Origin of the sequence: Nocardioides sp. Iso805N, from assembly GCF_000364605.1 — a bacterium.
Taxonomy (GTDB): domain Bacteria; phylum Actinomycetota; class Actinomycetes; order Propionibacteriales; family Nocardioidaceae; genus Nocardioides.
This window is the reverse complement of record NZ_KB822576.1, coordinates 342,019-368,062: the sequence shown is the minus strand read 5'-3', so window position 1 is coordinate 368,062 and position 26,044 is coordinate 342,019. Positions and strand designations below refer to the sequence as shown.

The following is a 26,044-nucleotide window of genomic DNA, read 5'->3' as shown; positions in this document are numbered from 1 at the left end:
AACCAGTTCAGGCGAGCTGGCGGGTGAGATCGGCCGCATCGACGCGCCCGAGCACCGGCGGCAGCTGCCGCACGGCCTGGGCCAGCTCGCGCAGCTCGGTGCCGAGCAACGCCTGAGGGCCGTCGCAGAGCGCATCCTCGGGGTGCGGGTGCACGTCGACGATCAGGCCGTCGGCACCGACCGCGATCGCGGCTCGGGAGAGCGGGACCACCAGGTCCTTGCGGCCGGCGGCGTGCGAGGGATCGATGATGACGGGCAGGTGGCTGGCGGCCTGCACGACCGGCACCGCCGAGATGTCGAGGGTGTTGCGGGTAGAGGTTTCGAAGGTCCGGATGCCGCGCTCGCACAGCACGATGTCGAGGTTGCCGCGCCGCGCGATGTACTCCGCAGCCAGCAGCCACTCCTCGATGGTCGAGCTCATCCCGCGCTTGAGCAGGATCGGCTTCCCGGACTCGCTCGCGGCCTGGAGCAGGCCGAAGTTCGCCATGTTGCGGGTGCCGATCTGGAGCATGTCGGCGTACTCGGCGACCATCTCCACGTCGCGCACGTCGACCACCTCGGTGACGATCGGCAGGCCGGTCACGGTGCGAACATCGGCAAGGATCTGTAGGCCGGCGAGGGCCAGGCCCTGGAAGGAGTACGGCGAGGAGCGCGGCTTGTAGGCACCGCCCCGGATGATCGTCGCGCCCGCGGCCTTGGCCATCTGTGCGGCGGCAACGGTCTGCTCCGGCGTCTCGACAGCGCAGGGACCGGCCAGGAAGGTGAAGGAGTCCGGCCCGATCGGGGTCAGCCCGATCTCGGGCCGGCCGACCCACACGGTCGAGCGCTGGGGGTGGTGCTGGCGGCTGACCAGCTTGTAGGGCGCCGAGATGCGGTGCACGTCGGCAACGCCGGGCAGGGTGCGGAGGTTGAGGTGGTGGAAGGAGTCGATGTCGCCGACCAGGCCGATGATCGTCCGCGTCACACCACGGGAGACGTTCGCCTCGCCGCCGACGCCCTCGACCCGCTGGACGACCCGGGCGATGTCCTCCTCCGTGGCGTCCGGTGCCATGACCACGACCATGCTCATTCCTCTCGTGCGCGCCTCACGGCACTCCAGGAACGTACGCCGGTGTCCGCGATGCGGGAACCGAATATCAGGATGCGATCACTGCGCGGGGTGCAGCACCTCTGCCTCGACCTTGCGGCGGGGTGCGAGCTCGACCAGGAGCATGGCCGCCAGCACCATCAGGCCGCCCACGAGCATCCGGACGGTCGCGGACTCGCCCCCGAACAGCACCGCGAACAGCGCGGCGAAGACCGGCTCCATCGACATGATCACCGCCGAGCGGGTCGGAGGCAGGTGCGCCTGCGCCCAGACCTGCGCCAGCATGCCGAGTGCGCCGACGATGATGCCCATGTAGAGCATCCGGACCCAGTCCACGCCGGTGTGCGGCAGCGTGACGCCATCGGGCACGGCGGCGGTCAGGCAGATCACCGCGATCACTACCAGCTGCACGATCGAGGAGCCCATCGAGCTCTCGGGCGTGGACCAGGCCCCCAGGCCGCAGATGTGCAGGGCGTAGAGCACGGCCGAGGCGAGCACGAGCAGCTCCCCGGCGCCGACGTGGAAGCCGCGGAGGGAGAGCACGGCCATGCCGGCGGTCGCCAGCACGACCGCGACCCAGGCCGCACCCGGGATGCGCTGATGCAGCAGCGGAGCGGCCAGGAGCGGCGTCATCACGACGTAGAGGCCCGTGACGAAGCCGGCCGTGGAGGCGGGCGTCCGGTCCAACCCCGAGGTCTGCAGGATCTGGGCGAAGCCGTAGAGCGCACCGAGCAGGACGCTCTGCGCCAGCGCTGCTCGCGAGAGCCTGGTCACCGCCCTCGGTGCGACCGCGAGCAGTGCGAGCGCGGCGATCGCGAACCGTACGCCGAGATAGTCGACCACCGGCATCCGGGCCAGCAGGTCCTTCGTCATGAAGAACGTCGAGCCCCAGCCCATGGTGAGGGCAAGAAGAGCCAGGGCGCCGAGGGTCTCGGTGCCCAGACGTGCCGGTCGGGTCATGCCACCGGCTCGTCGGCCATCCGAAGCGCCTCCGCCTCGGCGCGCAGTGCCTTGAGCAGCGGGAGGTCAGGCGTGCCGGGGTCGGTCGAGCTCGGCGTCTCGAGGATGAACGGCACACCCGCGGTCGCTGGGTGGGCGAACAGATCGCGGAACGCATCGGCGCCGATGTGGCCGGCACCGATGTTCTCGTGCCGGTCCTTGAAGGCGCCGCGCACGTCCATCGAGTCGTTGGCGTGGATCAGTCGCAACCGGTCGGGACCGCCGATCTCGACGATCCGCTCGAGGGTCGCCGCCACACCGCCCGGCTCGTCCAGCGGCGCACCGGCCGCGAAGACGTGGCAGGTGTCGAGACAGATCCCGGCCTTCGGGTGCAGGTCGAGCGCCCCCAGGTACGCCGTCAGGTCCTCCACCCCTGCGCACAGCGAGCGGCCTTGACCGGCGGTGGGCTCGAGGAGCAGCCACGGACCGTCTTCCCCGAGTGTGTCGAGGACCGGTAGCAGGGCCTCACGCACCTGAGCCAGCGCCGCGGCGTACTGCTGCTCGGCGAGGCCCTCGCCCGCAGCGGGAGTGACGAACGAGCCGGTGTGCACGACGACGCCCTCGGCGCCGATCTCGGCAGCGCGCTTGAGATTGTGAGCGATCACGGCCGCCGACTTCTCGTAGGTGGCAGGGGTCGGCGAGCCGAGATTCACGAGGTAGGGCGCATGGATGTAGGCGCGGGTGCCGCGCCCCTCGATCTCGGCACGGAACGCCCGGTCCTCGGCCGGCTTACCTGCCGAGAGGGCCCAGCCGCGCGGGTTGCCGACGAAGATCTGGAGGGTCTCGCAGCCGAGCGCATCAGCGGTGGCCAGCGCACCCGCCTTGAGCCCCTTGCCGACAGGAACGTGGGAGCCGATGGGGTTGCGCAGCACGAGGGAGAACTCTAGGCGTTGTGAGTGCCAGCGCGGCGCCGGGGCCGCGCTGGCACTCACAACTCGCTCAGAACAGCGACAGCGTCACCGTGGAGCCCTCGCGGACCTTCGTGCCCGAGCCGGGACTGACCGAGATGACGTAGCCGAGACCGGCGTAGAAGGCGGAGTTCTTCACCTGGACCTTGAGGCCGAGCGCCTCCAGCTTGGAGCGCGCGTCGTCGACGCCGCTGCCGCGCAGGCCGCCCGGGATGGTCACCATCGGCAGGCCCTTGGAGACCAGCAGGGTGACCGTGTCGCCCTTGTAGAGGGTGCCGCTGCCGGGAGACTGGCTGATGACCTGCCCCTGCGGGATGGTCTCGCTGTAGTCCTGGGTCGTCTTCACCACCAGGCCACGCGCGGTGAGCGCCTCCTCGGCGTGCTTGGCGCTCTTGCGCACCCAGTTGCCGACCTTGATCGGCTGGCGTCCCTTGCTCACGGTGACGGTCACGGCGGTGCCCGGTCGCAGGACAGTGCCGGCCTTCGGGCTGGTCGCGATGACCTGCCCCTCGGGCACGGTCTCCGACCACGCCTGAGCAGGGTCGGGCACGGCCATCTTGATCTGGGTCAGCGCCGCCTTGGCGTCGCTGAAGGACTTCCCGGCGAGGGCCGGCACGGGGTACTGCTCCACGCCCTTGGAGATGGTGATCGTCACGGTGCCGCCGTGCAGCACCCGGTCACCGGCGCCGGGATCCGTCGCCATCACCTTCCCCTTGGGGACCGTGTCGGAGTAGGCGGGGTCCGACACCTTCACCTCGAGACCGGCCGCCTTCAGCTTGGCGGTCGCCGCGGCCTGGGTCAGCTGCAGCACACCCGGTGTCGAGGCGTAGCGGGCGAACCCGAACCACCACGCGCCGACGCCGACGGCGAGCGCGAGCAGCAGTGCCAGCACCAGCGTGACGGGGCCACGCCTGCGCCGTCGGCGCACTCGGCCGCGGTCTCCGGTAGGTCCGGTAAGTCCGGTAGGACCGCCGGCGTCGTCGCCACGGGTAGAGGTCGGGGCGTTGGCCCGGCTCGCGCTCGGGGTGGTGCGGACGTGGTGCGTCAGGTCGTCGGGGAGGTACGTCGTGGGGGAGCGCAGCGTCTCCGTGCGCTCGGCGTACCCGCCTGGGGGGTCGGCCTGGAGCGCGCCGGCGGGCAGCGCCAGGTCGGCGACCAGGGCCGGGTCGTCGGTGACGCCGTTGGCCAGGGCGTGCTGGACCCGGCGCAGCTGGTGCAGGAAGACACCGGCGTCGGCCGGCCGCAGCGTGCGATCGCGGGCGGTCACGCGAGCCACCAGCGCATCGACGTACGCCGGCAGGCCGGGGACCTGCCGGGACGGCGGCGGGACGTCGGCGTGGACGTGCTTGTAGGCGACCTGGATCGGCGTCTCGCCGGCGTGCGGCTTGGTCCCGGTGAGCAACTCGTAGAGAAGGACGCCGGCCGCGTAGACGTCGGCGCGAGCATCAGCGGTGCCCTCGGTGACCAGCTCGGGCGCCATGTAGGAGACGGTGCCGATGAGCACGCCGGTCGAGGTGTGCTGGGTCTCGGAGGTCACGGCGCGGGCCAGCCCGAAGTCGGCGACCTTGATCTGGCGACCGTCGGAGGAGATGAGCACGTTCTCCGGCTTGACGTCGCGGTGGACCAGCCCGGCACGGTGGGCGGCGGCGAGCGCGCCCAGGACCGGCTCCATCACGGCCAACGCCTTGCGCGCCGGCATCGGGGCCTCCGCGATGATGGTGTCCCGCAGGGTGTGACCGGGCACGTACTCCATCGCCAGGAAGACGATGCCGTCGTCCTCGCCCTGGTCGTAGACCGAGACGACGTTGGGGTGCGCGAGCCGGGCGGCGGCACGGGCCTCGCGGACGAAGCGGGCCGCGAACGCGCCCTCGTCCCCATGCCCGTCCCCGAGTCCGGCGTGCATGATCTTGACGGCGACGACTCGGTCGAGCCGCTCGTCGTGCGCCTGGTAGACACTGGCCATGCCGCCGCGGGCGATCCGCTCGGTGATCCGGTAGCGCCGGTCCAGGATGCGACCGATCATGGGGTCGCCAGAGGCCTGACCCCCGGTGCGTCCGTGGGCAGGACCCTGCGCGCGCGACTCGTCGCGCGTGCGACCACGCGGGTCTGGCTGCACGTGGAACTCCTCCTGCTGACCCGGCCGAGACTGTTGCTCCATGGGAAGGCGACCGGGACCCCCATGGTACGGAGAGGACAGCGAGTTTCCCGCCGCGACACGTGAGGTGGGAGAGTGAGGGCATGCCCGACCAGACGCCTGAGCAGGCCCCTGACCAGCGGCGACTCGCCGATCACGACCTCGCCGCGCTCGTCACCGAGTGGCTGGACTGGGCCCAGGTGGGCAAGCTCCTCGGCGTGACCCCCGCGCAGGTGCGCACGATGGTGCGCGAGCACGAGCTCGCTGCCGCCGTACCGAACCCCGGGCAGAAGGGCGCGGGCCAGCGGGTGCCGGCGCTGTTCATCCAGGACGGCTTCCCGGTCAAGGGCCTGCCCGGACTGCTGACCATGCTGCACGACGGCAGGTTCGACGATCGCGAGTGCATCGCGTGGCTCTTCCTCGACCAGGGCCTGCCGGGTCGGCCGATCGACGCGCTGCGGGAGAACCGTGGCTCGGAGGTCAAGCGCCGAGCCCAGGCGATGGCCCTCTGAACCGACCCTGACGCGGGTTCTCGCGGATCCGTGGATGATCCCGCCGGCGGGGTAGTCCGGGGCGCAAATCAGCGTGACCGACCGGTAACCCCTGATTTCCGCCCCGGACTATCCCAGCAGAAACTCAGAGCGCACGTTGCGTAGCAGCCGACGCCAGCCCGCGGAGGACCTCGCGAGCGGTGCCGTCGATCGCGGCCGACTCCAGCGCTGACACCGCCTGGTCGCACAGCTCGGTGATCATCGCCTCCACCCGCGCCTGGGCGCCGGAGTGGCTGATGATCGCGCGCAGCCGGTCGACCTCGGGCTCCGAGAGCGGCCGGCCCAGCGAGGAGTCGAGCAGCTTGGCGTCCTCGGCCGGGGCGCCGTCCAGCGCGAGCGCGACCAGCACGGTGCGCTTGCCCTCGACCAGGTCGTCGCCGGCGGGCTTGCCGGTGGTCGTCGGGTCGCCGTAGACGCCGAGGAGGTCGTCACGGAGCTGGAACGCCTCGCCCAGCGGCAGCCCGAAAGCGCTCAGTGCCTCCAGCTGGGTGGCGGACGCACCGGCGAGGGCGGCGCCGATGTGCAGCGGTCGCTCGATGGAGTACTTGGCTGACTTGTAGCGCAGCACCGTCATCGCGGTCTCGACCGACGCCTGTCCGCGGGCCTGCACCGAGACGTCCAGGAACTGGCCCGCGATGACCTCGCTGCGGGTGATGTCGAAGAGGCCGAGCGCGGCCAGGGTGAGGTCGACCGGGAAGCCGGAGCCGCGCAGCATCTCGTCCGCCCAGGCCTGCAGGATGTCGCCGAGGAGGATGGCGCCTGCCGCGCCGTACTGCTCCGGCGAGCCGCGCCAGCCGGCCTCCCGGTGCTGCGACTCCAGCACGCGGTGCGAGGACGGACGGCCACGGCGGGTGTCCGAGGCATCCATGTAGTCGTCGTGGACGAGCGCGGAGGCGTGCAGCAGCTCCAAGGACGAGCAGGCTCGCAGCAGCGCGCGCTCGTCGGCAGGCGTCGCCTGCAACGCGCGATGGCCCCAGTAGCAGAACGCCGCCCGGAACCGCTTGCCGCCGCTGACCGAGGCACGGGCCTGGGCGAGCAGGCGGGAGGCGTCGGAGCCGAGCGGCGCGAGCAGCTCGGCCTGGGTGTCGAGGAACCCGTCGAGCGTCGCCTGGACGCTGGTGCGGAATCCGTCTGCGTCCCACGTGCTGCTCACGCCGCAACCCTAGCGGTGGCGCGACCGTAGACTTCGGGCCATGTCAGACGTCTCACCGCAGAGCCCTTCGCTGAGCTCCCCGCAGGGCATCGCCGAGCGCCTACGCTCCGGCGAGCGGTCGTTCTCGTTCGAGTTCTTCCCGCCCAAGGACGAGGCGGGCGAGACGCAGCTGTGGAACGCGATCGAGGCGTTGGAGCCCTATCGGCCGACGTTCGTCTCCGTGACGTACGGCGCCGGCGGGTCCACCCGCGACACGACCGTCCGGATCACCGGCCGGATCGCCCGCGAGACCAGCCTGACGCCGATGGCGCACCTGACCTGCGTCGGGCACACCGTTGCCGAGGTCGACGCCGTCCTGGACTCCTACGCCGGCGCCGGCATCGCCAACGTGATGCTGCTGCGCGGCGACCCGAAGGAGGGCCCGCGAGCGCCCTGGACGCCGACCGACGGCGGCCTGACCTACGCCACCGAGCTCGTCGAGCTGGTCAAGGGCCGTGGCGGGTTCGACATCGGCGTCGCGGCCTTCCCCGAAGGTCACCCGACAGCCGCCTCGCTGGAGGCCGACGCCGACGTGCTCGTCGCCAAGGCGCGCGCCGGAGCGCAGTTCGCGATCACGCAGATGTTCTTCCGCGCCGACGACTATGTCGCGTTGGTCGAGCGCGTGCGCGAGCGTGGCGTCGACCTGCCGATCCTGCCCGGCATCATGCCGATCCTGAACCTGGGTGCCATCCAGCGCCAGGGCGAGCTGATCGGCACCTCGGTGCCGGCCGACATCATCGAGCGGATCCAGCGATACGGCGAGGACAAGGCCGCGATCCGGGCCGAGGGCATCGCCATCGCCGCCGAGCTCTGCGAGGAGCTGCTCGAGGGAGGTGCGCCGGGGCTGCACTTCTACACGCTCAACCGCTCCACCGCCACGCTGGAGATCTTCGACCGGCTCAACGTCCGGGTCTGACGCCGGCAGGGGCTCACGCCCGCAGGTCGCCGCCGCCGGTATCGGTCGTGATGGCCTGCGCCACCAGCGCCGCGGAGAGTCCGACGAACGGCAGCCCGGCGCCGGGTGTGGCGTGCGCGCCGGCGGCGTACAGACCCGGGATCGGGGTGGTGGGGCCGAGCCTGTGCCGGACCGTGTTGCGGCCCATCCACAACAGCCCGTACGGCGACCCGCCCCAGCGGCCCACCAGCTCGCGCGGCCCCAGATCCACCCGGCTGACGACCTGGTCGCGGACATCGAGCCGGTGCCGGGCCAACGCGACGGTGACGTCCTCCAGCAGCCGGCCGCGGACGTGCACGGTCCAGGCGTTTCCCGAGGCGCGCACCACCAGGAGCGGGTCGCCGTGCAGCACGACCTCGGCGGCCGGCAACTCGGGGGCGTCCTTCAGGCCGAGGTGGAAGACCTGCGGCGGCATTGCCGGGAGGGTCCTGTCGGCGTACCGCTCGGTGGCAGGGAGGCGACGCGGGTCGATGGCGCTGACCACCATCTCGGACTCGATCTCGGCCTCCCCGTCCGGCCCGCTGATGGCCACGCCCACGACCCTGCCGCCCCGCAGCACCACGTCGGTGGCGGCGGTGCCCTTCAGGACGGCGACCTTGCGGGTCGCCAGCCGCTGCTCGAGGACACCTGTCACCTGGTGCATGCCACCTGGCACCGTCCAGGCGCCGAAACGCTGCTCGAGGTAGTGCACGAGCCCTGCCCAGGCCGGTACGTCGCGGGGGTTGTGCCCTTCCGCCTCGAACGGGAAGCCGGCCACCAGTCGCATCCGGCGATCCTTGAACGTGCGCCGGATGCGCTTGGCCATCGTCTCGCGAGACTCGAGCAGGGCGGCGACCTCGCGGGGGAGTGCGGTGGGACTCCACGGCACCTCGAAGTAGTGCTGGCGAAGCACCTCCCAGTCCTCGGCGTAGGAGGCGACGAAGTCGACCCACTGCCGCCCCAGGCCCTTGCCGAGCGCGTCGAACGCCTCCAGCTGCGCCGCCCGGGAGCCGCCGCTCATCTGCACCCGCGTGCGGTCCTCGAACCGGTGCTCGCGGATCACCTCGACGGGCTCCAGGTCGAGCTCGCGCTCCAGCGGCCTGCCCGACTTGCGGAACAGGTCGCGGGTCACCGCCGGCAGCAGCGTCATGGTCGGGCCGCCGTCCCAGGTGAAGCCGTCCTGGCTGATCGGCTCGAGTGCACCGCCGAGATGGTCGGCCGCCTCCAGCAGCGTGACGTCATGGCCCAGCTTGGCCAAGCGGGCCGCCGAGGCCATCCCGCCGAACCCTCCACCGATCACCACCACGCGCGCCACCCGCGGAACGTTAGCGGGTGCGCGTCGGCAGCCGTCGTGCTGCCATTGTGCTGCGTTGGTGAAGCGTTGGTGCAGCGGACGCTCAGTCCACGGCCAGCTCGGTGGCGCCGGTCATGGCCAGCAGCTCTGCGTAGGTGGTGGAGAACACCGAGGCGGGGTGCCCGGCGGCTGCCCACACGACCGGGTAGCGGGCCAGCCAGCGGTCCAGGTACGTCGGGACCGGCGCCGGATGTCCCAGCGGCGACACGCCGCCGATCACCTGGCCGGTGTGCTCCCGGACGAACTCCGGACTGGCCCGCTTCAGCTTCGGCACGCCGATCCGCTCGGCTGCCAGGGTGGTGTCCACTCGATGCGCGCCGGAGGTGAGGATCAGCACCGGCCGGCCGGCCGCCTCGAAGAGGAGGCTGTTGGCGATCGCACCCACCTCACAGCCGAGTGCCTCGGCCGCCAGTGCCGCGGTATGGACCGAGTCGGGCAGAATGACGATGTCGCCGGTACCGCCCCGCTCGTCGTGTGCGGTCCGGAAGGCGCTGATCGAAGGATGTTCGCTTGCCACGCTCGGGACCCTACTCAGGGATCGAGCGGGCCGGAGGAGGAAACACGTGGAAGAGAGACCAGTCGAGCTGACCCGCGCGCTGCAGGCCTTGGCGGCGCTCGTCGTGGTCGGCGGCATCACGGTGCTCTTCGTGGTGCTGTTCCGAGACTCGCTGGCTCGCGCGTGGGCCGAGGGCAACCCCGCCACCCGTCATCTGCTGCGCACCCAGGGCCTCGCGGCGGTGCGGGCCGGCACGGTGAAGCCGCCGCACTTCGTCGCCCCCGCCGTCACGTTGTACGTCGTGATGCTCGGCCTGCTGTGGGTCCTCTCCCAGTTCCTGCGCAACGGCTTCGAGTGGGGCCGGATCGGCATCACCCTGCTGCTGCTCGGGTCGGCCGTGGCCAGCGTCGGTGCGATCCTGACCGACCCGCCGGCGCTCTTCGTGGTCTGCACGATCATCGCGATCGTCACCGGCGTGACGTCGCTGGTCTTCATGTGGCTGCCACCCGTCACCCGCTACATCCACCCGAGTGCGTCGCAACAGCCCGCGCATCCGGCCGTCCCCGCGGCCCGGGGCTGAGCGAGAGGCCTGCGCCCATGAGCACCTCCATGAGCACTCCCAGCGAGCGACGCAGCTTCGCCCGAGACGCGATCATGTGGGAGGCGCTGCAGCCGCACCTGCAGGGCGACCCGCTCGACGTGGTCGACATCGGCGGCGGCACCGGCGGGTTCGCCGTACGGGTGGCGAAGCTGGGGCACCGCGTGACGGTCATCGACCCCAGCCCTGACGCACTGGCGGCGCTCGATCGCCGTGCCCGTGAGGAGGGCGCCGAGGTGTCCGCCCACCAGGGCGATCTTTCGGGTCTGCTGGACGTGATCGGCGCCGAGGGCGCCGACGTGGTGCTCTGCCACGGTGTGCTCGAGCACGTCGAGGATGTCGCCGCCGCGATGCGCAGCCTGCACGACGTGCTGCGCCCGGCTGGCGTGCTGAGCCTGATGGTGGCCCAGCGCACGGCCGCGGTGGTCGCCCGAGCCATGGCCGGGCACTTCACCCAGGCGCTGGCGATGCTCGACGACCCCACCCCAGCAGGCCGGGTCGGGCGTCGCTTCACCGCTGGTGAGGCGACGGTGGCCGCCGTCAGCGCCGACTTCGAAGTGCTCGCCGTGCACGGGGTGCGTGTCTTCGCCGACCTGGTTCCTGGATCGCTGCTCGACCTGGAGGCCGGCGCGACGGCGGCGCTGATCGAGCTGGAGCGTGCCGTCTCCCAGCGCGCTGAGTTCCTGACCCTGGCCTCGCAGCTGCACCTGCTGGCCGTCCGCGCTTGACCCGTCCTGCCCCCGGGGACCGCTGTCGCCTGGGCGGGCGTCAGGAATTTCGCCTGGTGCGCTACCGTCCCCGGCATTGCCTGCCTAGACTTGACCGCATCGCAACCAAGGAGGATCCGGTGCCATTGTCGGAAGAGGAGCTGCGACTGCTCGAGCAGATGGAGCGCGCTCTCTCCGCTGAGGACCCGAAGTTCGCCTCCACGCTGCGCGGTCACTCCCTGCGTCGAGCCGCGCAACGGCGCGTCATCATCTCCGGCGTCGCCTTCGTGGTCGGCGTCGGCCTGTTGATGGCGGGTGTCGTCACCAGCCTGTGGGCGCTGGGCATCGTCGGCTTCCTGATCATGCTGGCTGCGGCCACCGTCGGTCTGACGGCTCTGCGCGGTCGGCCACTGCCGTTCGCCGCCGGTCACGGCAATGCGCACCACAGCCCCCGCGGCGCACAGCGCTTCACCGTCATCGACGGTGGCCGCTCCGGCCGCGGCAACGGTCGGAGCAAGGCGCGCAGCAGCGGCACCTTCATGCAGAAGGTCGAGGCCCGCTGGCGCCGTCGCCGCGGCGGCTTCGGCTGGTAGGGCGACATCAGCCCACCCGGTCCATCGGGCGGTCGGCCGCGCCAGGGCCGCGGTGTCGGTGCAGCACCGATCGCGGCCACCAGGCCGCGTGCCGCACGGTCGCGGCCGGCTGACCCAGCTTCAGCCCCTCCAGAAGGTCGGTCATCACCTGCGGATCGAGTGGTGTCGAGCTTGCGGCGTAGCGCTCCCGCTCGACCGCGTCGACCAGTTGGTCCAAGGCGAGGTGGCCTTCGTGGGTGCCGACGTAGCGGTCGACGAGCTGCCGGGTCGCCCGCGGCGAGATACCGTCGGCCCAGGCGATGCCGAGGTCGATGACGGTGTCACGCATCTCGGCCCAGGCGTCCTCGGCGGTGCCGTTCAGGCGCGTACGCCGACGCCTGCGACGTACTGCTCCGGGCATGGCGACCAGTGCACCCAGCAGTGCGAGCAGCGCAGCCAGTGCCACCCAGCGCCAGGTGTGGTGGCTCTCCAGCGGGATCGGGATCGACTTGTCGCCGGCGGACTGCTGGGCGTTCGTTCGAGGCTTTGCGGTCTGCGCGGCCTGCGGCTGTGCCGACGCGCTCGCGCTGGGTCCGATGGACGGCTGCTGGGTGAGGGACGTCGGGTCGTGGGCGTAGCCGGGCACGACCGTCCCCGATGCCGGGGTGGGCTCGAAACGGATCCAGCCTGCGCCCGCGAAGTAGAGCTCGGGCCAGGCGTGCATGTCGTGGCTGGAGTAGACGTAGGTTCCGTCCGACTGCTCGGTCGGGCTGAGGAAGCCCACCGCCACGCGGGCCGGGATGCCGAGGGTGCGGGCCATCGCGGCCATCGCGGCGGCGAACTGCTGGCAGTAGCCCGTCTTGCTGTCCGGACCGGAGCCGAGGAAGCGGGCCAGGTCGGTAGCGCCGGAGCCGAGGTCCGTGGCGGTGGAGTAGGTGAATCCGCCACTCTCACGGAACCAGTCCTGCAGCGCCACGGCCTGCTCGAGCGGAGTGCTGGCATCGGCGTCGCGGGTGACCTTGTGGGCCAGCTGCGAGACGATCGCGGGGAGATTCGGCGGCTGGTCGGTGTAGGACGAGGCGACCTGACCGACGCCCGAGCTCATGTCGTCCAGATCGGCGGCGGTCAGATCGGGCTCGGACCGGACCGCCGTGTAGGTCAGGCCGGCCGTATTCAGCCCCTTGCCGACGGCGACGAAGTCGTCGGTGCTGGTGTCGTAGCGCCAGTCGCCCGCGGCGTCGATCGCCTTGATCGGCGCCGGGGTGGGCAGCCAGCGCGATTCGAAGTCGGGATTGATCGCGATGCTGTAGTTGTAGGTCGCCACGGGCGTCTTCGGCGACAGCCCGGCGATCGGCACCTCACCGTGGGAGCCCTGCGACTTGGGGATGCTGCGATCGCCGGCCGACCACTGGGTGGCGTTGAACCGGGTCAGCACCGCGATCCGCAGGTAGCCGGGGTCCGGGTCGTCCGTGGTCACCCTGACCAGCGGGACGTCGGCGCCCTGCACCAGGTTGCGCCGTACGTCGACCATCGGGTTGGTGACCGTGACGTGCCCGCCACCCGGGCCGGCGCCGAAGCCGTCGAGGCGCACATGCATGGTCGGGATCGCGAACGGTACGACGAGGGCCAGCACGGTGGCAGTGCCACCCACGGCGACGGTCGCGACGACCGAGCGGGACGTGACCGCTGAGCTCGCAGCATCGTCGACGTCGAGCTGCCGACCCCCACGGTCCAGCCGGTCGCCCTCGGCGATCACCACCTGCGCGAGCCAGCCGGCGACGACGAGCGCGAAGAGCCACGGCGCCACTCCGTTGCGGGCGGCGCCGGTGATGCCGGCCTGGCCGCTGACGACGCTGATCGGCACCGCCAGCACGGTGAGCAGCACCAGGCCGGCGACAGCGGGCAGGCGCAGGGTGTGCGCGAGCAGGTCGGCGACCACGAAGGCGAGCGCGGCGCCACAGAGAACGAACGGCAACACGCCATCGATCACCGGTACCGGCGGAGCGGCATGGGCGATGGCGTCGCCGGCGGCGAGGAACGCGTCCTCCAACCGCAGCCGGGGGACGTGTCGCAGCGGGACAGGCGTGCGGGTGAGCCGGCTCGAGACCACCGACCAGGCCAGCGCTAGCTGGACCAGCGGGATCACCCAGCGTGGCGTCGTGGTCAGCCGCAGGCCCCAGCCGGCGATCGCCACGAACGTGCCGATGAGCACGATGGGCACCATCGCGTGGTCCAGGCCGTAGACGATGCGGCTCCAGGAGCCGACCGCCAGCAGGACGGTCGCTGCGGTGAGGAGAGTGAGCAGGAAGTCGCGGGAGGCGCGCATCAGGTCGCACCTCCCAGCCTGATGCCGGCTCTGCTGACCGCCAGTCCTCGCCACGCCGTCTCCAGGCGTTCGCCGGCTCTCAGCGGAGCGGCCTGCCAGCCCTGCTGCCTGAGCAGCACCGTCGCGTCGACGGGAGATGCGATGTCCTCGGGGCGGGCCGGAGCCCAGCCAGCGACGTCGAGGACGAGCGCCAAGGCTGCGGGGGACTGGTTGCGCAGCCGGCGCAGGGCGGCGGTCTCGGTCCCGTCGAGCGCACCGAGCACCGCGATGAGCAGGCCGCCGGCACCCGGGCCGTCGAGCCAGTCCGCCTCGATGCCCACCGACGGCGTCGTGTCGACCACCGCAAGGGCCTCGAGCAGCGTCGCGGTGCTGGCGGCCTGTACCGAGGCACGCTGCCAGGCGGTGAGGTCGCGACCGTCGGTGGCGACCAGGCGGACGGCATACCCGCGCTCGGTCAGGTGTGCCGCGATCGACGCCGTCGCGCTGACGGCTGCTTCGAACGAGGCCGCCGAGCCGACCCCGCGATGGGCAGCCGCACGGGTGTCGAGCAGCACGGTGGCGCGCGCCTGCCAGTGCTGCTCCTCCCGGCGCACCATCAGCTCCCCGATGCGGGCGGAGCTCCGCCAGTGCACCCGGCGCAGATCGTCGCCGCGGCGGTACTCGCGCACGGTGACGTCCTCGGCGCTACCGCCGGCGAACGCCCGCGGCCGGTTGTCGCCGGTGCCGCTGCGAGCGGCGGTGAGGTTGATCTGATCCAGCGGCACGGTGCGCGGCGTGACCACCAGGGGAGCGGTGGAGGAGAACGCCCGGCCCAGCCGGACCAGCCCGAACGGGTCGCAGACGTGCACCGTCATCGGGCCGAGGTCGAAGCGTCCGCGCAGCTCGGCTCGGACCTGGTAGTCCAGCTCGCGGTGGCGGCCCAGCCTGCGCACCACGAACCGTGGCCGCGCGCCGAGCGTGAACGGCACGGTCTCCTCCAGCAGCAGCGGCGCCGAGGGAAGCGTGCCCTCGTTGCTCAGCCTGATCCGCACGCGGGCGGGCTGGCCGACGGCGACCACCGCCGGCACCACGGAGCGGGTCAGCGCCAACTGGTAGCGGCTGCGCCCCACCACGACCGCCACCACCAGCGGCAGCACGACCAGGAGCACGCCGACCCGGGTGAGCCCTGGCTGGCCGAGCAGTACCGCGCAGGCGATCGCCGTCGCCCCTGATGCCAGGAAGGCGCGGCCGCGGAGGGTGAGTCCTCGTAGTGCCTCGCGCATCGCTCTCGACTCCGCTCGGCGTGATCAGGCCGACGGCACAGGTACGGCGCCGAGCAGGCTGCGCAGCACGTCGGCGACCTGGCGCCCGCCCAGGGCGGCCTCGGCACTGAGCAGCAGGCGGTGGGTCAGCACCGGCAGTGCCAGCGCGCTGATGTCGTCGGGCAGCACGAAGTCCCGACCCTGCAGCGCGGCCGCGGCCTTGGCGGCGCGGACCAGGTGGAGGGTGGCACGCGGCGAGGCGCCCAGGGATAGCTCGCTGCTGGCCCGGGTGGCGGTGACGATGCCGACGGCGTACCGCTGGACGGGCTCGGAGACGTGCACCTGGCTGACGATGCCGACCAGCTTGCGGATCTCGGCGGCGTCGGTCACCGGCTCGAGGTCGTCGAGCGGGTTCGCGCCCGCGTGCGCGGTGATCATCGCCATCTCGGCCGCGGTCGGCGGGTAGCCGATGGAGACCCGGGCCATGAAGCGGTCGCGCTGCGCCTCGGGAAGGACGTAGGTGCCCTCCATCTCGATCGGGTTCTGGGTGGCGATCACCAGGAACGGCGACTCCAGTTGGTAGGTCTTGGTGTCGACGGTGACCTGGCGCTCCTCCATGCACTCCAGCAGCGCCGACTGGGTCTTGGGTGAGGCGCGGTTGATCTCGTCGCCGACCACGATGTTGGCGAAGACTCCGCCGGGCCGGAACTCGAACTCGCGGGTGTTCTGGTTGAACACCGACACCCCTGTCACGTCCGAGGGCAGCAGGTCGGGCGTGAACTGGATCCGGCGGACCGTGCAATCGATCGAGCGTGCGAGCGCCTTGGCGAGCTGGGTCTTGCCGACACCGGGCACGTCCTCGATCAGCAGGTGACCCTCCGCCAGGAGCACGACCAGCGTCGAGAAGACCACGTCGGACTTGCCCTCGATGACGCGCTCCACATTGCCACGGATGCGGCCGGAGACCCGGGCCACGGTCTCCAGATCGGCGCTCGGCGTACTCACCCCTCCACCGTACGGCGTGAGCGGTGGAGGTGTCTGCCACTCAGGCGCAGTCGAGCGGGGCCGCGGTGGAGCGCGACGCGAGGCGCGTCGTGGGGCGAAACGCCTGCGAAGTGGTTGACGGTGGAGGGAAGTGGAGTAGGGTGGAGCAAAGTGGAGGAAGAGGCCACGGAAGTGGAGGGGCGCCATGTTCTTCATGGGGACTTTCACTCCCAAGCTCGATGAGAAAGGGCGGCTGATCCTCCCGGCCAAGTTCAGGGACCGACTGGCGGAGGGCGTTGTGGTCACACGGGGGCAGGAGCGATGCCTGGTCGTGTGGCCCGAGGACGTCTTCTCCGCCGAGGCGGCCCGGGTGATGGCGCAGCCGAGGGAGCTGCGGGGGACGCGTGACGTCACCCGCTCCTTCTTCTCCGGCGCCGACTCCGGGACCCCCGACAAGCAGGGGCGGATCGCGATCGCGCCACTGCTGCGGGCCTACGCAGGGCTGGAGAAGGACGTCGCCGTCATCGGCGTCGGGGACCGGATCGAGGTCTGGGACCAGGCGCGCTGGCTGGAGTACGACGCCGAGACGGCGGAGAAGTTCTCCGACCTGGACGAGGCACCACTGCAGTAGCCGGAAATAACACAACAGCGGATCCGCAGGACGAGGTCTCAGTCCCGCTCTCCCGACTTCTCTGGGGTCACTTCCCCGGCTCCAGAAGAGGTCGCCCAGGGCTTCAACGCAGCCCCGGAGGCGGGCATGAGACCTGGCTCTGCGGGTCCGCTTTTCGGGTCCTCGGACCCGGGATGCACCAGGACAGATCGACGCCACAGGGAGGTGGGGAGAAGTGGAGCAACAGCACGTGCCGGTGATGCTCGACCGCATCGTCGACCTGCTCGCTCCGGCGCTCGCCCACGGCACTCCCGAGGCGCCCGCGGTGATGATCGACGCCACCACCGGACACGGCGGTCACACCGAGGCGGTGCTGCAGCGGCTGCCCGGCGTACGGGTCCTCGGCATCGATCGCGACACCTCCGCACTCGCCCTCGCAGGGGCCCGGCTGGCGCCCTTCGGCGAGCGGTGGACGGCGGTGCACGCGGTGTACGACGAGATCGCCGAGGTGCTCGAGGAGCAGGGGCTCGACCACGTCGACGCCGTGCTGTTCGACCTCGGCGTCTCCTCGATGCAGCTCGACCAGCGTGAGCGTGGCTTCGCCTACGCGGAGGACGCACCGCTCGACATGCGGATGGACGCCACTCGCGGGATCACCGCGGCCGACGTGCTCAACACCTACTCGGCCGGCGAGCTGACCCGGGTGCTGCGCGACTTCGGCGAGGAGAAGTTCGCCAAGAAGATCGCCGGTGCGATCGTGCGGCGACGTGAGACGGTGCCGTGGACCACCAGCGGGCCGTTGGTCGAGCTGCTCTACGCCGAGATCCCGGCGCCCGCGCGGCGTACCGGTGGACACCCCGGCAAGCGCACCTTCCAGGCGCTGCGGATGGAGGTCAACGACGAGCTGGGCGCGCTGCGCCGTGCCCTGCCCGCATCGCTGGCCGCGATCGGTGTCGGCGGCCGGGTGGTGGTGGAGTCCTACCACTCGCTCGAGGACCGGCTGGTCAAGCACGCCTTCACGGCAGTGACCCGGCTCGACGTTCCGCCGGACCTGCCGTTCGTGCCCGAGGGCATGGAACCCGACTTCCGACTCGTCACCCGAGGCTCCGAACAGGCCTCGCCCGACGAGATCGAGCAGAACCCGCGCGCGGCCTCGGTCCGGCTGCGCGCTGTCGAACGCGTCAAGAGAACTGCATCCGGGGGAGACAGACGATGAGCAACACCGCATCAGCAGCGGTCCGTTCCGTACGCCGCATCGCGGGCTGGGCAGATCCGGCCGCGCTCCAGCGCGCCCGGCTCACCGTGGTGCCGGGCGTGCGTCGCTCGACTGCGCCACGACTGCCGTTCATCGCACTGATCACCGCCATCCTGCTGGCGGGTGTGATCGGACTGTTGATGTTCAACACCTCGATGCAGCAGGCCGCGTTCGTGGAGAGCAGGCTCCAGACACAGGCCGACAACCTGGCCGCGCGCCAGCAGGGGCTCCAGTCCGACCTGCAGCGGCTCGACGATCCGCAGGTGATCGCGGCCAAGGCTCAGGCGCACGGCATGGTGATCGCGGGTAACCCCGCCGTGCTGGACGTGCCGTCCGGCAAGGTGGAGGGGACGCCCGCGCCGGCCACCGCGGACTCGACCCCGCAGCTGTGGGCGCGCAACCCGAAGCCGACGGCGACAGCGCCGAAGACCAAGCCGGTGACGAGCCCCTCGGACAGCGCCGCCCAGAAGCAGGCCAAGAAGCAGGCGAAGAAGCAGGCTGCGAAGAATCACGCGGCGCAGCACTGACGCGACACGCGCCCACGGTGCCCGGCGGCAACGTCTCGACGCGATAGACAAGTCCCCAACAGTCACACCAGTCACAGATGAGGGAATCAGTGCGCCCGAACGATCAGCGCCGGGGCTCGCGCCGCGGATCACCGCACCTGCGGATGCGGATCGGCTTCGTGCTGATCGCGATGGTGCTCTCGCTCTTCGGCGCGCGCCTGGTGCAGCTGCAGGGCTTCGATCCGCACGCCTACGCGCAGGCGGCTGAGCAGGTGAACCTGCAGCACCAGGTGCTGCCGGCGCAGCGCGGCGAGATCCTGGACCGCAACGGCAAGCCCCTGGCGGACTCCGCCGACGGCCTGATGATCACTGCCGATCCGACGATCACGCGTCAGTACGCCCCCCAGCTGGCCACCCTGTTGGCGAACAAGCTCGACCTGGACTACGCCACGACGCTGACCGCGCTGGAGGGCAAGGCCGCAGGCAGCGGCGAGCACTACGTCTACGTCGCCCGCAAGCAGCCGGCGGCCAAGGTCACCGAGGCGGTCGACGCTGCCCAGACCGCGGGCTTCAAGGGCCTCTACACCGCCGACGACCCGATCCGTGAGTACCCGGCGGGCGACGTGGCGGCCAACGTGGTCGGCTTCCTGGGCACCGACGGTCCGCTGGCCGGTCTGGAGAAGTCGCTCAACAACGAGCTCGCAGGCAAGGACGGCAAGGAGACCTACGAGGCCTCCGGTGGCACCCGGATCCCGCTGGGTGACTCCTCGACCGTCGAGCCGGTCAACGGCACCGACGTGCACACGACCATCGACCGCGAGCTCCAGTGGTATGCCCAGCGGGTGCTGCGTCAGGCCGACGAGAAGTCGAACGCCCTCAACGGGATCGCGATCGTCCAGGACGTGAAGACCGGCGAGATCCTGGCGCTGGCCGACGACCCGACCTTCGACGCCTCCGATCCCGGGGCCTCGCCGAAGGCCGACCGTGGCGCTCGCTCGCTCAACGAGGTCTACGAGCCCGGGTCGGTGGAGAAGATCCTCACCCTGTCGGCGCTGATCGATGCCGGCAAGGTCACCGACCGGACCAAGCTGGTCGTGCCCGGCGAGCTGCATCGCCAGGACCGGGTCATCCACGACTGGTTCACCCACGGCACGCTGAGGTTCACCCTGGCCGGCGTGATCGCCCAGTCGTCCAACATCGGCACGGTGCTGGCCTCCGACCGGTTCGATTCCGGCCAGCTGCACCAGTACCTCGAGCAGTTCGGCCTCGGCCAGCGCACCAATGTCGGCCTGCTCGGCGAGTCGCCCGGGATCCTGCCCACGATGGCGCAGTGGAACCACCAGATCCAGGACCGCGTCGACTTCGGTCAGTCGGTCTCGGTCAACGCGCTGCAGGAGATCAGCGCCGTGAACGCGGTCGCCAACGGCGGCGTACGGGTCGATCCCAGTCTCATCGAGGGCAAGGCCACCACCGACTCGGGCCAGGTGGTGGGCACCGACGAGACCACCAGCCACCGGGTGGTCAGCAAGCGGGCCGCGACCCAGATGATGAAGATGATGGAGCGGGTGCCGGATCCGAAGACCGGCACGGCGCCGCAGACGCAGATCCCGGGCTATCGGGTGGCCGGCAAGACCGGCACCGCGCAGCGCGCCGTCAACGGCGGCTACGACGGCAGCCTCACGGTCTCGTACGCCGGATTCGCCCCGGCCGACAACCCGCGCTTCACCGTCTACGTGGTGGTCAACGACCCGCGCAGCGGCGCGGCCGGTGGTGGTGTCACGGCCGGCCCGGTGTGGCAGAAGATCATGAGCTTCGCCCTGCGTCGCTACGGCGTCGCGCCGACGAACACCAAGCCGTCCAACCTGCCGACGATGTGGGGCAAGGGCAACAACCCGCACGGCCGCCCCTGAGCGACCGAGCTCGGATGGTGCTGGACTAGCCTGTGCCCACCATGAACCTTGCCGACCGCGAGCAGCGCGAGCGCCAGCGTCAGATCGCCTCGACCCGTCCGCAGCGACCCCTGCGGACCCGGGTCGGTGCGCTCGCCGCGGAGATCCTGGCCGAGACCGGCGACCCCATGCTCACGCTGGCGGGGGATCCCGACACCGAGGTCACCGGGCTCTCGCTGAGCTCGCAGCGGATCCTCGAAGGCGACCTCTACGCAGCGCTGCCTGGCAGCCGGGTGCACGGCATCGAGTACGTCGAGGATGCCGTCGAGGCCGGTGCCGTGGCGATCCTGACCGACCAGGAGGGCATCGAGCGGGTGCGGCCGAACGCGCCCGTGCTGGCCGGCGTACCCGTGCTCATCGCGGAGGAGCCACGCCGGCTGCTCGGGCGGCTGGCGGCCCGGATCTACGGCGAGCCGGCCGCGGGCATGCGGATGATCGGCGTGACCGGGACCCAGGGCAAGACGACCACCACCCGGCTCATCACCGCGGGTCTGGAGGCCGCCGAGGTGCCGGCCGGCGTGATCGGCACCGTCGGCACCCGCGTCGCGGGCCGGGACATCCGGACCGCGCTCACCACCCCCGAGGCCCCGGACCTGCACGCGATCTTCGGCGTGATGCGGGAGTCGGGCGTCGAGGCGTGCGCGATGGAGGTCTCCAGCCACGCCCTGGTGATGGGCCGCGTCGACGGTGTCGTCTACGACGTGGCGGTCTTCCTCAACCTGGGCCGCGACCACCTCGACTTCCACGCCGACATCGAGGACTACTACCGCGCGAAGGCGTCGCTGTTCACGCCGCAGCGCGCCCGGCTCGCCCTGGTCTGCATCGACGACGAGCACGGTCGGCGGCTGGTGCGCGAGACCGACATCCCGGTCCGCACGTTCTCCACCAGGGGTGCGAAGGCGGACTGGCGGGCCCGCGACATCCACCTCGAGGCGGAGGGCTCCACGTTCACCGCGGTCGGTCCGACCGGCCGCTACGACGTGCAGGTGCCGCTGCCCGGTGACTTCAACGTCAGCAATGCGCTGGCCGCTGTCGCCGCTGTCGCCGAGGCCGGGCTGGACGTCGAGGCGTTCGCGGCGGCGCTCGGCGGCTCGGGCGGCGTCCCCGGTCGGCTGGAGCGGATCGACGAGGGCCAGGACTTCACCGTGGTCGTCGACTACGCCCACAAGCCGGACGCGGTCGAGGCCGCGATCCGCACCCTGCGCCCGTTGACCGACGGCCGGATCATCACCGTCCTCGGCGCGGGCGGCGACCGCGACCCGGGCAAGCGGCCCATCATGGGCGAGATCGCCGCGCGCCTCTCCGACGTACTCGTGGTGACCGACGACAACCCGCGCACTGAGGACCCGGCCGCCATCCGGGAGGCGGTGCTCGCCGGCACCACCGCCGGTCGCGCCGAGGTCAGCGAGATCGGCGACCGGCGCGAGGCGATCATCGCCGCGATCGTCGCCGCCTCGGCCGGCGACATCGTGCTGATCGCGGGCAAGGGTCACGAGAGTGGGCAGACCGTGGGGGAGCGGACGCACCCCTTCGACGACCGCGACGTGGCCCGCGAGGTGATCCGTGCGCGTCTCGCGGTGGAGGCATCACCGGATCCGACCGAGAGCAGTCTCACAACTGACGCATAGCGACGGCGGGGCATCGTCCCCCCGGGTTCGGGGTGAGGAAGAATGGCCGACGGCCGTGTCAGCGAAGTGAGGGTGGGTGCATGAGGGCGATTCTGTTGAGCGGCGTGATTGCGCTGCTCCTCTCGCTCCTGGGCACCAGGCTGGCGATCCGCCAGTTCACCCGGTGGGGTTATGGCCAGGAGATCCGCGACGACGGGCCGACCAGCCACCACACCAAACGCGGTACGCCGACGATGGGTGGCGTGGCGATCGTCCTCGCCGCGGTGATCGCCTACCTGGTGGCCAAGCTGGCCGAGGGCGATGCGCCCAGCGCGAGCGGCTGGCTGCTGGTGTTCCTGTTCGTCGGGTGTGCGCTGGTGGGCTTCCTCGACGACTTCATCAAGGTCTTCATGCAGCGCAACCTCGGTCTGCGCAGCGGGGCGAAGATGATCGGGCAGACCGCAGTCGCGGTGATCTTCGGCATCCTCGCCACGATGTTCTTCGCCGACGACCGCGGTGTGCACCCCGCCTCGCGCTACCTCTCCACCATCCACGACTGGGGCCCGAAGCTGCCGCTGGTCGTCGTGATCGTGCTGATCTGGTTCATCGTGACCGCGACCAGCAACGCGGTGAACCTCACCGACGGTCTGGACGGTCTCGCGACCGGCGTCTCGATGATGGTCTTCGGCGCCTACACCCTGGTCTGCATCTGGCAGAACAACCAGCGCTGCGGCAGCAGCCGGCCCAACGTCGATCAGCTGCACTGCTACACCGTTCGCGACCCGCTCGACCTGGCGATCGTCGCCGCCGCCATCACTGGTGCGTGCTTCGGCTTCCTGTGGTGGAACGCCTCGCCGGCCAAGATCTTCATGGGCGACACCGGCTCGCTCGCGCTCGGTGGCGCGCTGGCCGGCTTCGCGATCCTGAGCCGCACCGAGCTGCTGATGGCCGTCATCGGCGGCATCTTCGTGCTCGAGACGGTCTCGGTGATCCTGCAGGTCAGCTTCTTCAAGCTCACCAAGCGCAACGGCGGTGCCGGCAAGCGGTTGTTCCGGATGACGCCGATCCACCATCACTTCGAGATGCTCGGCTGGGAGCAGGTCACCGTCGTGATCCGGTTCTGGATCATCGCGGGCATCTGCGTGACGGCCGGACTCGGTCTCTTCTACGGCGCCTGGGTGGCCGTCTCGTGACGACCGTGCTCGACGACTCGCGTGGTTTCCTCTGCCACAGCGACGCCGCGAACGAGGAGCCCGCATGACCGGTCCGGACCCGACGAAGCTTGGTCGGCGCGACTCCTGGGAGGGCGTGCGGGCGGTCGTGGCAGGCTTCGGCGTCTCCGGCTTCGCCGCGGCGGACAACCTGCTGCACCTCGGTGCCACGGTGACAGCACTCGACGAGTCGACCGGCGACGGCGAGCGCCAGGAGAAGGCCGAGCTGCTGCGGGTGCTCGGTGCTGACATCCGACTCGATGCCGGCGAGACGGCACGGCTGCCCGCGGACGTCGACCTCCTCGTGACGTCACCGGGGTGGAAGCCCTCGGCCCCGCTGCTGGCGCAGGCCCGTGACCGCGGGATCCCGATCTGGGGCGAGGTCGAGCTGGCCTGGCGGCTGCGCGACACCGGCCCTGGGGGCAACGCGGCCCCATGGCTCGCGATCACCGGCACCAACGGCAAGACCACCACCGTGCAGATGCTCGACACCATCCTGCGGACCGCTGGGCTGCGGTCGGTCGCAGTCGGCAACGTCGGCCTGCCGATCGTCGAGGCGGTGATGGACCCGGCGCCGTACGACGTCTTCGCCGTGGAGCTCTCCAGCTTCCAGCTCCACTACACCGACTCGATGGCCGCCGAGAGCGCGGCGGTGCTCAACGTCGCCGAGGACCATCTCGACTGGTATCCGTCGATGCAGGAGTACGTCGCCGACAAGGGCCGCATCTACCAAGGCGTCAGCAGGGCCTGCGTCTATAACGCCGCCGACGAGGTGACCCGCCGCCTGGTCGAGGAGGCCGACGTCCAGGAAGGCGCGCGGGCGATCGGCTTCACGCTCGGCATGCCCGGCGTCGGCATGGTCGGCGTGGTCGAGGACATCCTGGTCGACCGGGCCTTCATCGCCGAGCGGCAGAGCAGCGCCGCCGAGCTGTGCACCATCAGCGACCTGGGCGAGGCGCTCGGTCACACCCCGGCCCCGCACTACGTGCAGAACGCCCTGGCAGCGGCCGCCCTCGCTCGAGCCCATGGCGTCAGCCAGCAGGCGGTGCGAGACGGGCTGCGGTCCTTCCGGCCCGACGGCCACCGGATCGAGACCGTCGCGACCCACGCGGGCATCACGTGGGTGGACGACTCGAAGGCGACCAATCCGCACGCCGCCCAGGCCTCGCTGCAGGCCTACGACCCGGTGGTCTGGATCGCCGGCGGGCTGGCCAAGGGGGCGCGGTTCGAGGAGCTAGTGCCGGTGATCCGGGAGCGGTTGCGCGGCGTCGTCTTGATCGGACGTGACCAGGACGTGATTGCCGAGGCTCTTGCGCGACACGCGCCCGATGTCCCGGTGATCGCGTTGCCCGCCGACGAGACTGGTGCGGCAGTCATGGGGCACGCGGTCCAAGCCGCGACCCGGCTCGCAGTCGCCGGTGACACGGTGCTGCTGGCGCCGGGATGCGCGAGTCAGGACCAGTTCCGCGACTACAAGGCGAGGGGCGACGCGTTCGTCGCCGCGGTGAAGGAACAGATCAGCTAGCTGTCGAGCGGAAGGGGGAGCGGTGACCACGGCCAACCCCGAGGAGACCGCCGGCACCTCCTCCCCGGAGCGGCTGCCGCTCCGTGCCTCGTCGGCCTCCTGGCTCAACCACCGTCTCAGCACCCTGCAAGAGGCACTCGAGCGCCCGCTGACGTCCTACTACCTGCTGCTCGGTGCCTCGGCGCTGCTGCTGGTGATCGGGCTGATCATGGTGATGAGCGCCTCCAGCGTCTACGCCTACCAGCACTACAACGGCGACTCCTACGCGGTGGTCAAGAAGCAGTTGATGTGGGTGCTGCTCGGGCTGCCGGTCGCCTATCTGGCGAGTCGGATGTCGCAGCGCTGGATCCGTCGGCTGGTGTGGCCGGCGTACGTGCTCTCGCTCGGGTTGCTGCTGATGACCGCCTTCATGGGCATCTCGGTCTACGGCAACAAGAACTGGCTGGCGTTGGGCCCGATCCAGATCCAGCCCTCGGAGATCGCCAAGCTGGCGCTGGTGCTGTGGGCCGGGCACATCTACGCGCTCAAGGAGCGTCGACTTCGCAGCGTGCACCACATGGTGATGCCGGTGGTGCCGGGTCTCCTGCTGGCCACGGCGCTGGTGCTGGTGGGACACGACCTCGGCACCGCGCTGGTCTTCGGCGCCATCCTGCTGGGCCTGCTGTGGGTGGTCGGCTTTCCCAGCAAGTGGTTCACCATCGCCCTTCTCGTCGTCAGCTCGGTGGCGCTGTTCTTCGTCGGCATCAGCCACGAGCGTCAGGTGCGCATCGCCAACTTCCTGAACCCGTTCAACGACTTCCAGGGAGCCGGCTGGCAGGCCGGCCACGGCCTCTACGCGCTCTCCTCCGGCGGCTGGTTCGGGGAGGGGATCGGTGCGTCGCGGCAGAAGTGGGGCCAGCTGCCCGAGGCGCACACCGACTTCATCTTCGCGGTGCTGGGCGAGGAGCTCGGCCTGGTCGGCACGCTGCTGGTGATCGGCCTGTTCGTTGTGCTCGCCTACGCGGCCCTGCGGGTGGCGCGCCAGACCGCCGACCCGTTCGTCCGCTACGTGACCTTCGGCGTGGTGGTGTGGCTGGTCGGGCAGGCGGTGATCAACATCGGCATGGTGTTGGCCTTCCTGCCGGTCATCGGCATCCCGCTGCCGCTGGTCTCCTACGGTGGATCGGCGCTGCTGCCCTCGCTGGTCGCGCTCGGCCTGGTGATCGGCTTCGCCCGCCGCGAGCCCGAGGCGGCCGAGGCGCTCGCGCAGCGCAAGAGGTCCCGTTCCGCTGGTATCTCGGCCCGGTAGATTTCAAGCA

At 71.0% G+C, this 26,044-nt stretch carries 23 protein-coding genes; 13 read left to right on the top strand and 10 right to left on the bottom strand.

Going from position 1 to position 26,044, the window contains the following annotated elements:
• Window positions 1–7 precede the first annotated feature (7 nt).
• The 4 genes from aroF to pknB all read right to left on the bottom strand — a co-directional run bounded on the left by aroF (window position 8) and on the right by pknB (window position 5,110).
• Entirely contained in the window at window positions 8–1,063 is a 1,056-nt protein-coding gene (gene aroF / locus H036_RS0106050; protein WP_026145827.1) for a 3-deoxy-7-phosphoheptulonate synthase, read from the bottom strand.
• Between the two features lie 84 nt (window positions 1,064–1,147).
• Window positions 1,148–2,047 (bottom strand): DMT family transporter, encoded by a 900-nt coding sequence (locus H036_RS0106045; RefSeq protein WP_017933887.1) that lies wholly within the window; start codon window positions 2,045–2,047, stop codon window positions 1,148–1,150.
• Window positions 2,044–2,958, bottom strand: a complete 915-nt coding sequence (locus H036_RS21990) for a deoxyribonuclease IV (protein ID WP_017933886.1) — start codon at window positions 2,956–2,958, stop codon at window positions 2,044–2,046. The genes H036_RS0106045 and H036_RS21990 overlap by 4 nt, the downstream gene beginning before the upstream one ends.
• Window positions 2,959–3,025: 67 nt before the next feature.
• A complete protein-coding gene (gene pknB, locus H036_RS0106035) occupies window positions 3,026–5,110 on the bottom strand; it encodes a Stk1 family PASTA domain-containing Ser/Thr kinase (RefSeq protein ID WP_017933885.1) in 2,085 nt (694 codons plus the stop codon).
• A 122-nt stretch (window positions 5,111–5,232) separates the two neighbouring features.
• On the opposite strand from pknB, the gene H036_RS0106030 reads away from it, so the two are divergent.
• Window positions 5,233–5,640 carry an Rv2175c family DNA-binding protein gene (locus H036_RS0106030; RefSeq protein ID WP_017933884.1) on the top strand — a complete coding sequence of 136 codons (408 nt, stop codon included), beginning with the start codon at window positions 5,233–5,235 and terminating at the stop codon, window positions 5,638–5,640.
• A gap of 124 nt (window positions 5,641–5,764) precedes the next feature.
• Here the strand turns inward: H036_RS0106030 and H036_RS0106025 are convergent, their stop codons facing one another.
• A complete protein-coding gene (locus H036_RS0106025; protein WP_017933883.1) occupies window positions 5,765–6,832 on the bottom strand; it encodes a polyprenyl synthetase family protein in 1,068 nt (355 codons plus the stop codon).
• 40 nt (window positions 6,833–6,872) lie between these two features.
• Here H036_RS0106025 and metF point away from each other — a divergent pair, with 40 nt between their 5' ends.
• The gene (gene metF, locus H036_RS0106020; RefSeq protein ID WP_017933882.1) at window positions 6,873–7,787 is read left to right on the top strand and encodes a methylenetetrahydrofolate reductase [NAD(P)H]; all 915 of its coding nucleotides are present in this window, start codon (window positions 6,873–6,875) and stop codon (window positions 7,785–7,787) included.
• A 13-nt stretch (window positions 7,788–7,800) separates the two neighbouring features.
• Here the strand turns inward: metF and H036_RS0106015 are convergent, their stop codons facing one another.
• Both H036_RS0106015 and H036_RS0106010 read right to left on the bottom strand, forming a co-directional pair.
• Window positions 7,801–9,120: a phytoene desaturase family protein gene (locus H036_RS0106015; protein ID WP_017933881.1), complete on the bottom strand. Its 1,320-nt coding sequence runs from the start codon at window positions 9,118–9,120 to the stop codon at window positions 7,801–7,803.
• An 82-nt stretch (window positions 9,121–9,202) separates the two neighbouring features.
• Window positions 9,203–9,676, bottom strand: a complete 474-nt coding sequence (locus H036_RS0106010) for a YbaK/EbsC family protein (protein WP_017933880.1) — start codon at window positions 9,674–9,676, stop codon at window positions 9,203–9,205.
• Between the two features lie 46 nt (window positions 9,677–9,722).
• Between H036_RS0106010 and H036_RS0106005 the strand changes: the two genes are divergently transcribed.
• The 3 genes from H036_RS0106005 (at window position 9,723) to H036_RS0105995 (ending at window position 11,553) form a co-directional block, all read left to right on the top strand.
• Complete coding sequence (locus H036_RS0106005) at window positions 9,723–10,235, top strand: hypothetical protein (RefSeq protein ID WP_017933879.1); 513 nt, start codon at window positions 9,723–9,725, stop codon at window positions 10,233–10,235.
• A 29-nt stretch (window positions 10,236–10,264) separates the two neighbouring features.
• The gene (locus H036_RS0106000) at window positions 10,265–10,981 is read left to right on the top strand and encodes a class I SAM-dependent methyltransferase (RefSeq protein ID WP_017933878.1); all 717 of its coding nucleotides are present in this window, start codon (window positions 10,265–10,267) and stop codon (window positions 10,979–10,981) included.
• Window positions 10,982–11,100: 119 nt separating this feature from the next.
• Entirely contained in the window at window positions 11,101–11,553 is a 453-nt protein-coding gene (locus tag H036_RS0105995; protein ID WP_026145826.1) for a DUF3040 domain-containing protein, read from the top strand.
• Between the two features lie 7 nt (window positions 11,554–11,560).
• On the opposite strand, the gene H036_RS0105990 is transcribed toward H036_RS0105995, so the two are convergent.
• From H036_RS0105990 to H036_RS0105980, 3 genes are read right to left on the bottom strand one after another with little or no spacing between them, the layout of a single operon-like run.
• Complete coding sequence (locus H036_RS0105990) at window positions 11,561–13,858, bottom strand: transglutaminase family protein (RefSeq protein ID WP_017933876.1); 2,298 nt, start codon at window positions 13,856–13,858, stop codon at window positions 11,561–11,563.
• Window positions 13,858–15,120: a DUF58 domain-containing protein gene (locus H036_RS0105985; protein WP_017933875.1), complete on the bottom strand. Its 1,263-nt coding sequence runs from the start codon at window positions 15,118–15,120 to the stop codon at window positions 13,858–13,860. Before H036_RS0105985 ends, H036_RS0105990 begins: the two co-directional genes overlap by 1 nt.
• 24 nt (window positions 15,121–15,144) lie before the next feature.
• The gene (locus H036_RS0105980) at window positions 15,145–16,104 is read right to left on the bottom strand and encodes an AAA family ATPase (RefSeq protein WP_017933874.1); all 960 of its coding nucleotides are present in this window, start codon (window positions 16,102–16,104) and stop codon (window positions 15,145–15,147) included.
• 184 nt (window positions 16,105–16,288) lie between these two features.
• Between H036_RS0105980 and mraZ the strand changes: the two genes are divergently transcribed.
• The 8 genes from mraZ (at window position 16,289) to ftsW (ending at window position 26,034) form a co-directional block, all read left to right on the top strand.
• Window positions 16,289–16,714: a division/cell wall cluster transcriptional repressor MraZ gene (mraZ, locus tag H036_RS0105975; RefSeq protein WP_017933873.1), complete on the top strand. Its 426-nt coding sequence runs from the start codon at window positions 16,289–16,291 to the stop codon at window positions 16,712–16,714.
• A gap of 214 nt (window positions 16,715–16,928) precedes the next feature.
• On the top strand, window positions 16,929–17,909 hold the full coding sequence (rsmH, locus tag H036_RS0105970; RefSeq protein WP_017933872.1) for a 16S rRNA (cytosine(1402)-N(4))-methyltransferase RsmH: 981 nt from the start codon (window positions 16,929–16,931) through the stop codon (window positions 17,907–17,909).
• Window positions 17,906–18,475 carry a hypothetical protein gene (locus tag H036_RS21985; protein ID WP_017933871.1) on the top strand — a complete coding sequence of 190 codons (570 nt, stop codon included), beginning with the start codon at window positions 17,906–17,908 and terminating at the stop codon, window positions 18,473–18,475. Before rsmH ends, H036_RS21985 begins: the two co-directional genes overlap by 4 nt.
• Window positions 18,476–18,564: 89 nt before the next feature.
• Window positions 18,565–20,364, top strand: a complete 1,800-nt coding sequence (locus tag H036_RS0105960; RefSeq protein ID WP_232421811.1) for a peptidoglycan D,D-transpeptidase FtsI family protein — start codon at window positions 18,565–18,567, stop codon at window positions 20,362–20,364.
• A gap of 41 nt (window positions 20,365–20,405) precedes the next feature.
• Window positions 20,406–22,031 carry a UDP-N-acetylmuramoyl-L-alanyl-D-glutamate--2,6-diaminopimelate ligase gene (locus tag H036_RS0105955; RefSeq protein ID WP_017933869.1) on the top strand — a complete coding sequence of 542 codons (1,626 nt, stop codon included), beginning with the start codon at window positions 20,406–20,408 and terminating at the stop codon, window positions 22,029–22,031.
• 80 nt (window positions 22,032–22,111) lie between these two features.
• The gene (gene mraY / locus H036_RS0105950; RefSeq protein ID WP_017933868.1) at window positions 22,112–23,203 is read left to right on the top strand and encodes a phospho-N-acetylmuramoyl-pentapeptide-transferase; all 1,092 of its coding nucleotides are present in this window, start codon (window positions 22,112–22,114) and stop codon (window positions 23,201–23,203) included.
• Between the two features lie 64 nt (window positions 23,204–23,267).
• Window positions 23,268–24,746, top strand: a complete 1,479-nt coding sequence (gene murD / locus H036_RS0105945) for a UDP-N-acetylmuramoyl-L-alanine--D-glutamate ligase (RefSeq protein ID WP_017933867.1) — start codon at window positions 23,268–23,270, stop codon at window positions 24,744–24,746.
• Window positions 24,747–24,768: 22 nt separating this feature from the next.
• Window positions 24,769–26,034: a putative lipid II flippase FtsW gene (ftsW, locus tag H036_RS0105940; RefSeq protein ID WP_017933866.1), complete on the top strand. Its 1,266-nt coding sequence runs from the start codon at window positions 24,769–24,771 to the stop codon at window positions 26,032–26,034.
• Window positions 26,035–26,044: the final 10 nt, after the last annotated feature.

Bases quoted from the DNA above. Each gene is read 5' to 3' on its own strand.
- aroF (WP_026145827.1), bottom strand. From the start codon at position 1,063: ATGGTCGTGGTCATGGCACCGGACGCCACGGAGGAGGACATCGCCCGG.
- H036_RS0106045 (WP_017933887.1), bottom strand. From the start codon at position 2,047: ATGACCCGACCGGCACGTCTGGGCACCGAGACCCTCGGCGCCCTGGCT.
- H036_RS0106030 (WP_017933884.1), top strand. From the start codon at position 5,233: ATGCCCGACCAGACGCCTGAGCAGGCCCCTGACCAGCGGCGACTCGCC.
- metF (WP_017933882.1), top strand. From the start codon at position 6,873: ATGTCAGACGTCTCACCGCAGAGCCCTTCGCTGAGCTCCCCGCAGGGC.
- H036_RS0106000 (WP_017933878.1), top strand. From the start codon at position 10,265: ATGAGCACTCCCAGCGAGCGACGCAGCTTCGCCCGAGACGCGATCATG.
- H036_RS0105990 (WP_017933876.1), bottom strand. From the start codon at position 13,858: ATGCGCGCCTCCCGCGACTTCCTGCTCACTCTCCTCACCGCAGCGACC.
- H036_RS0105985 (WP_017933875.1), bottom strand. From the start codon at position 15,120: ATGCGCGAGGCACTACGAGGACTCACCCTCCGCGGCCGCGCCTTCCTG.
- mraZ (WP_017933873.1), top strand. From the start codon at position 16,289: ATGTTCTTCATGGGGACTTTCACTCCCAAGCTCGATGAGAAAGGGCGG.
- H036_RS21985 (WP_017933871.1), top strand. From the start codon at position 17,906: ATGAGCAACACCGCATCAGCAGCGGTCCGTTCCGTACGCCGCATCGCG.
- H036_RS0105955 (WP_017933869.1), top strand. From the start codon at position 20,406: ATGAACCTTGCCGACCGCGAGCAGCGCGAGCGCCAGCGTCAGATCGCC.
- mraY (WP_017933868.1), top strand. From the start codon at position 22,112: ATGAGGGCGATTCTGTTGAGCGGCGTGATTGCGCTGCTCCTCTCGCTC.
- murD (WP_017933867.1), top strand. From the start codon at position 23,268: ATGACCGGTCCGGACCCGACGAAGCTTGGTCGGCGCGACTCCTGGGAG.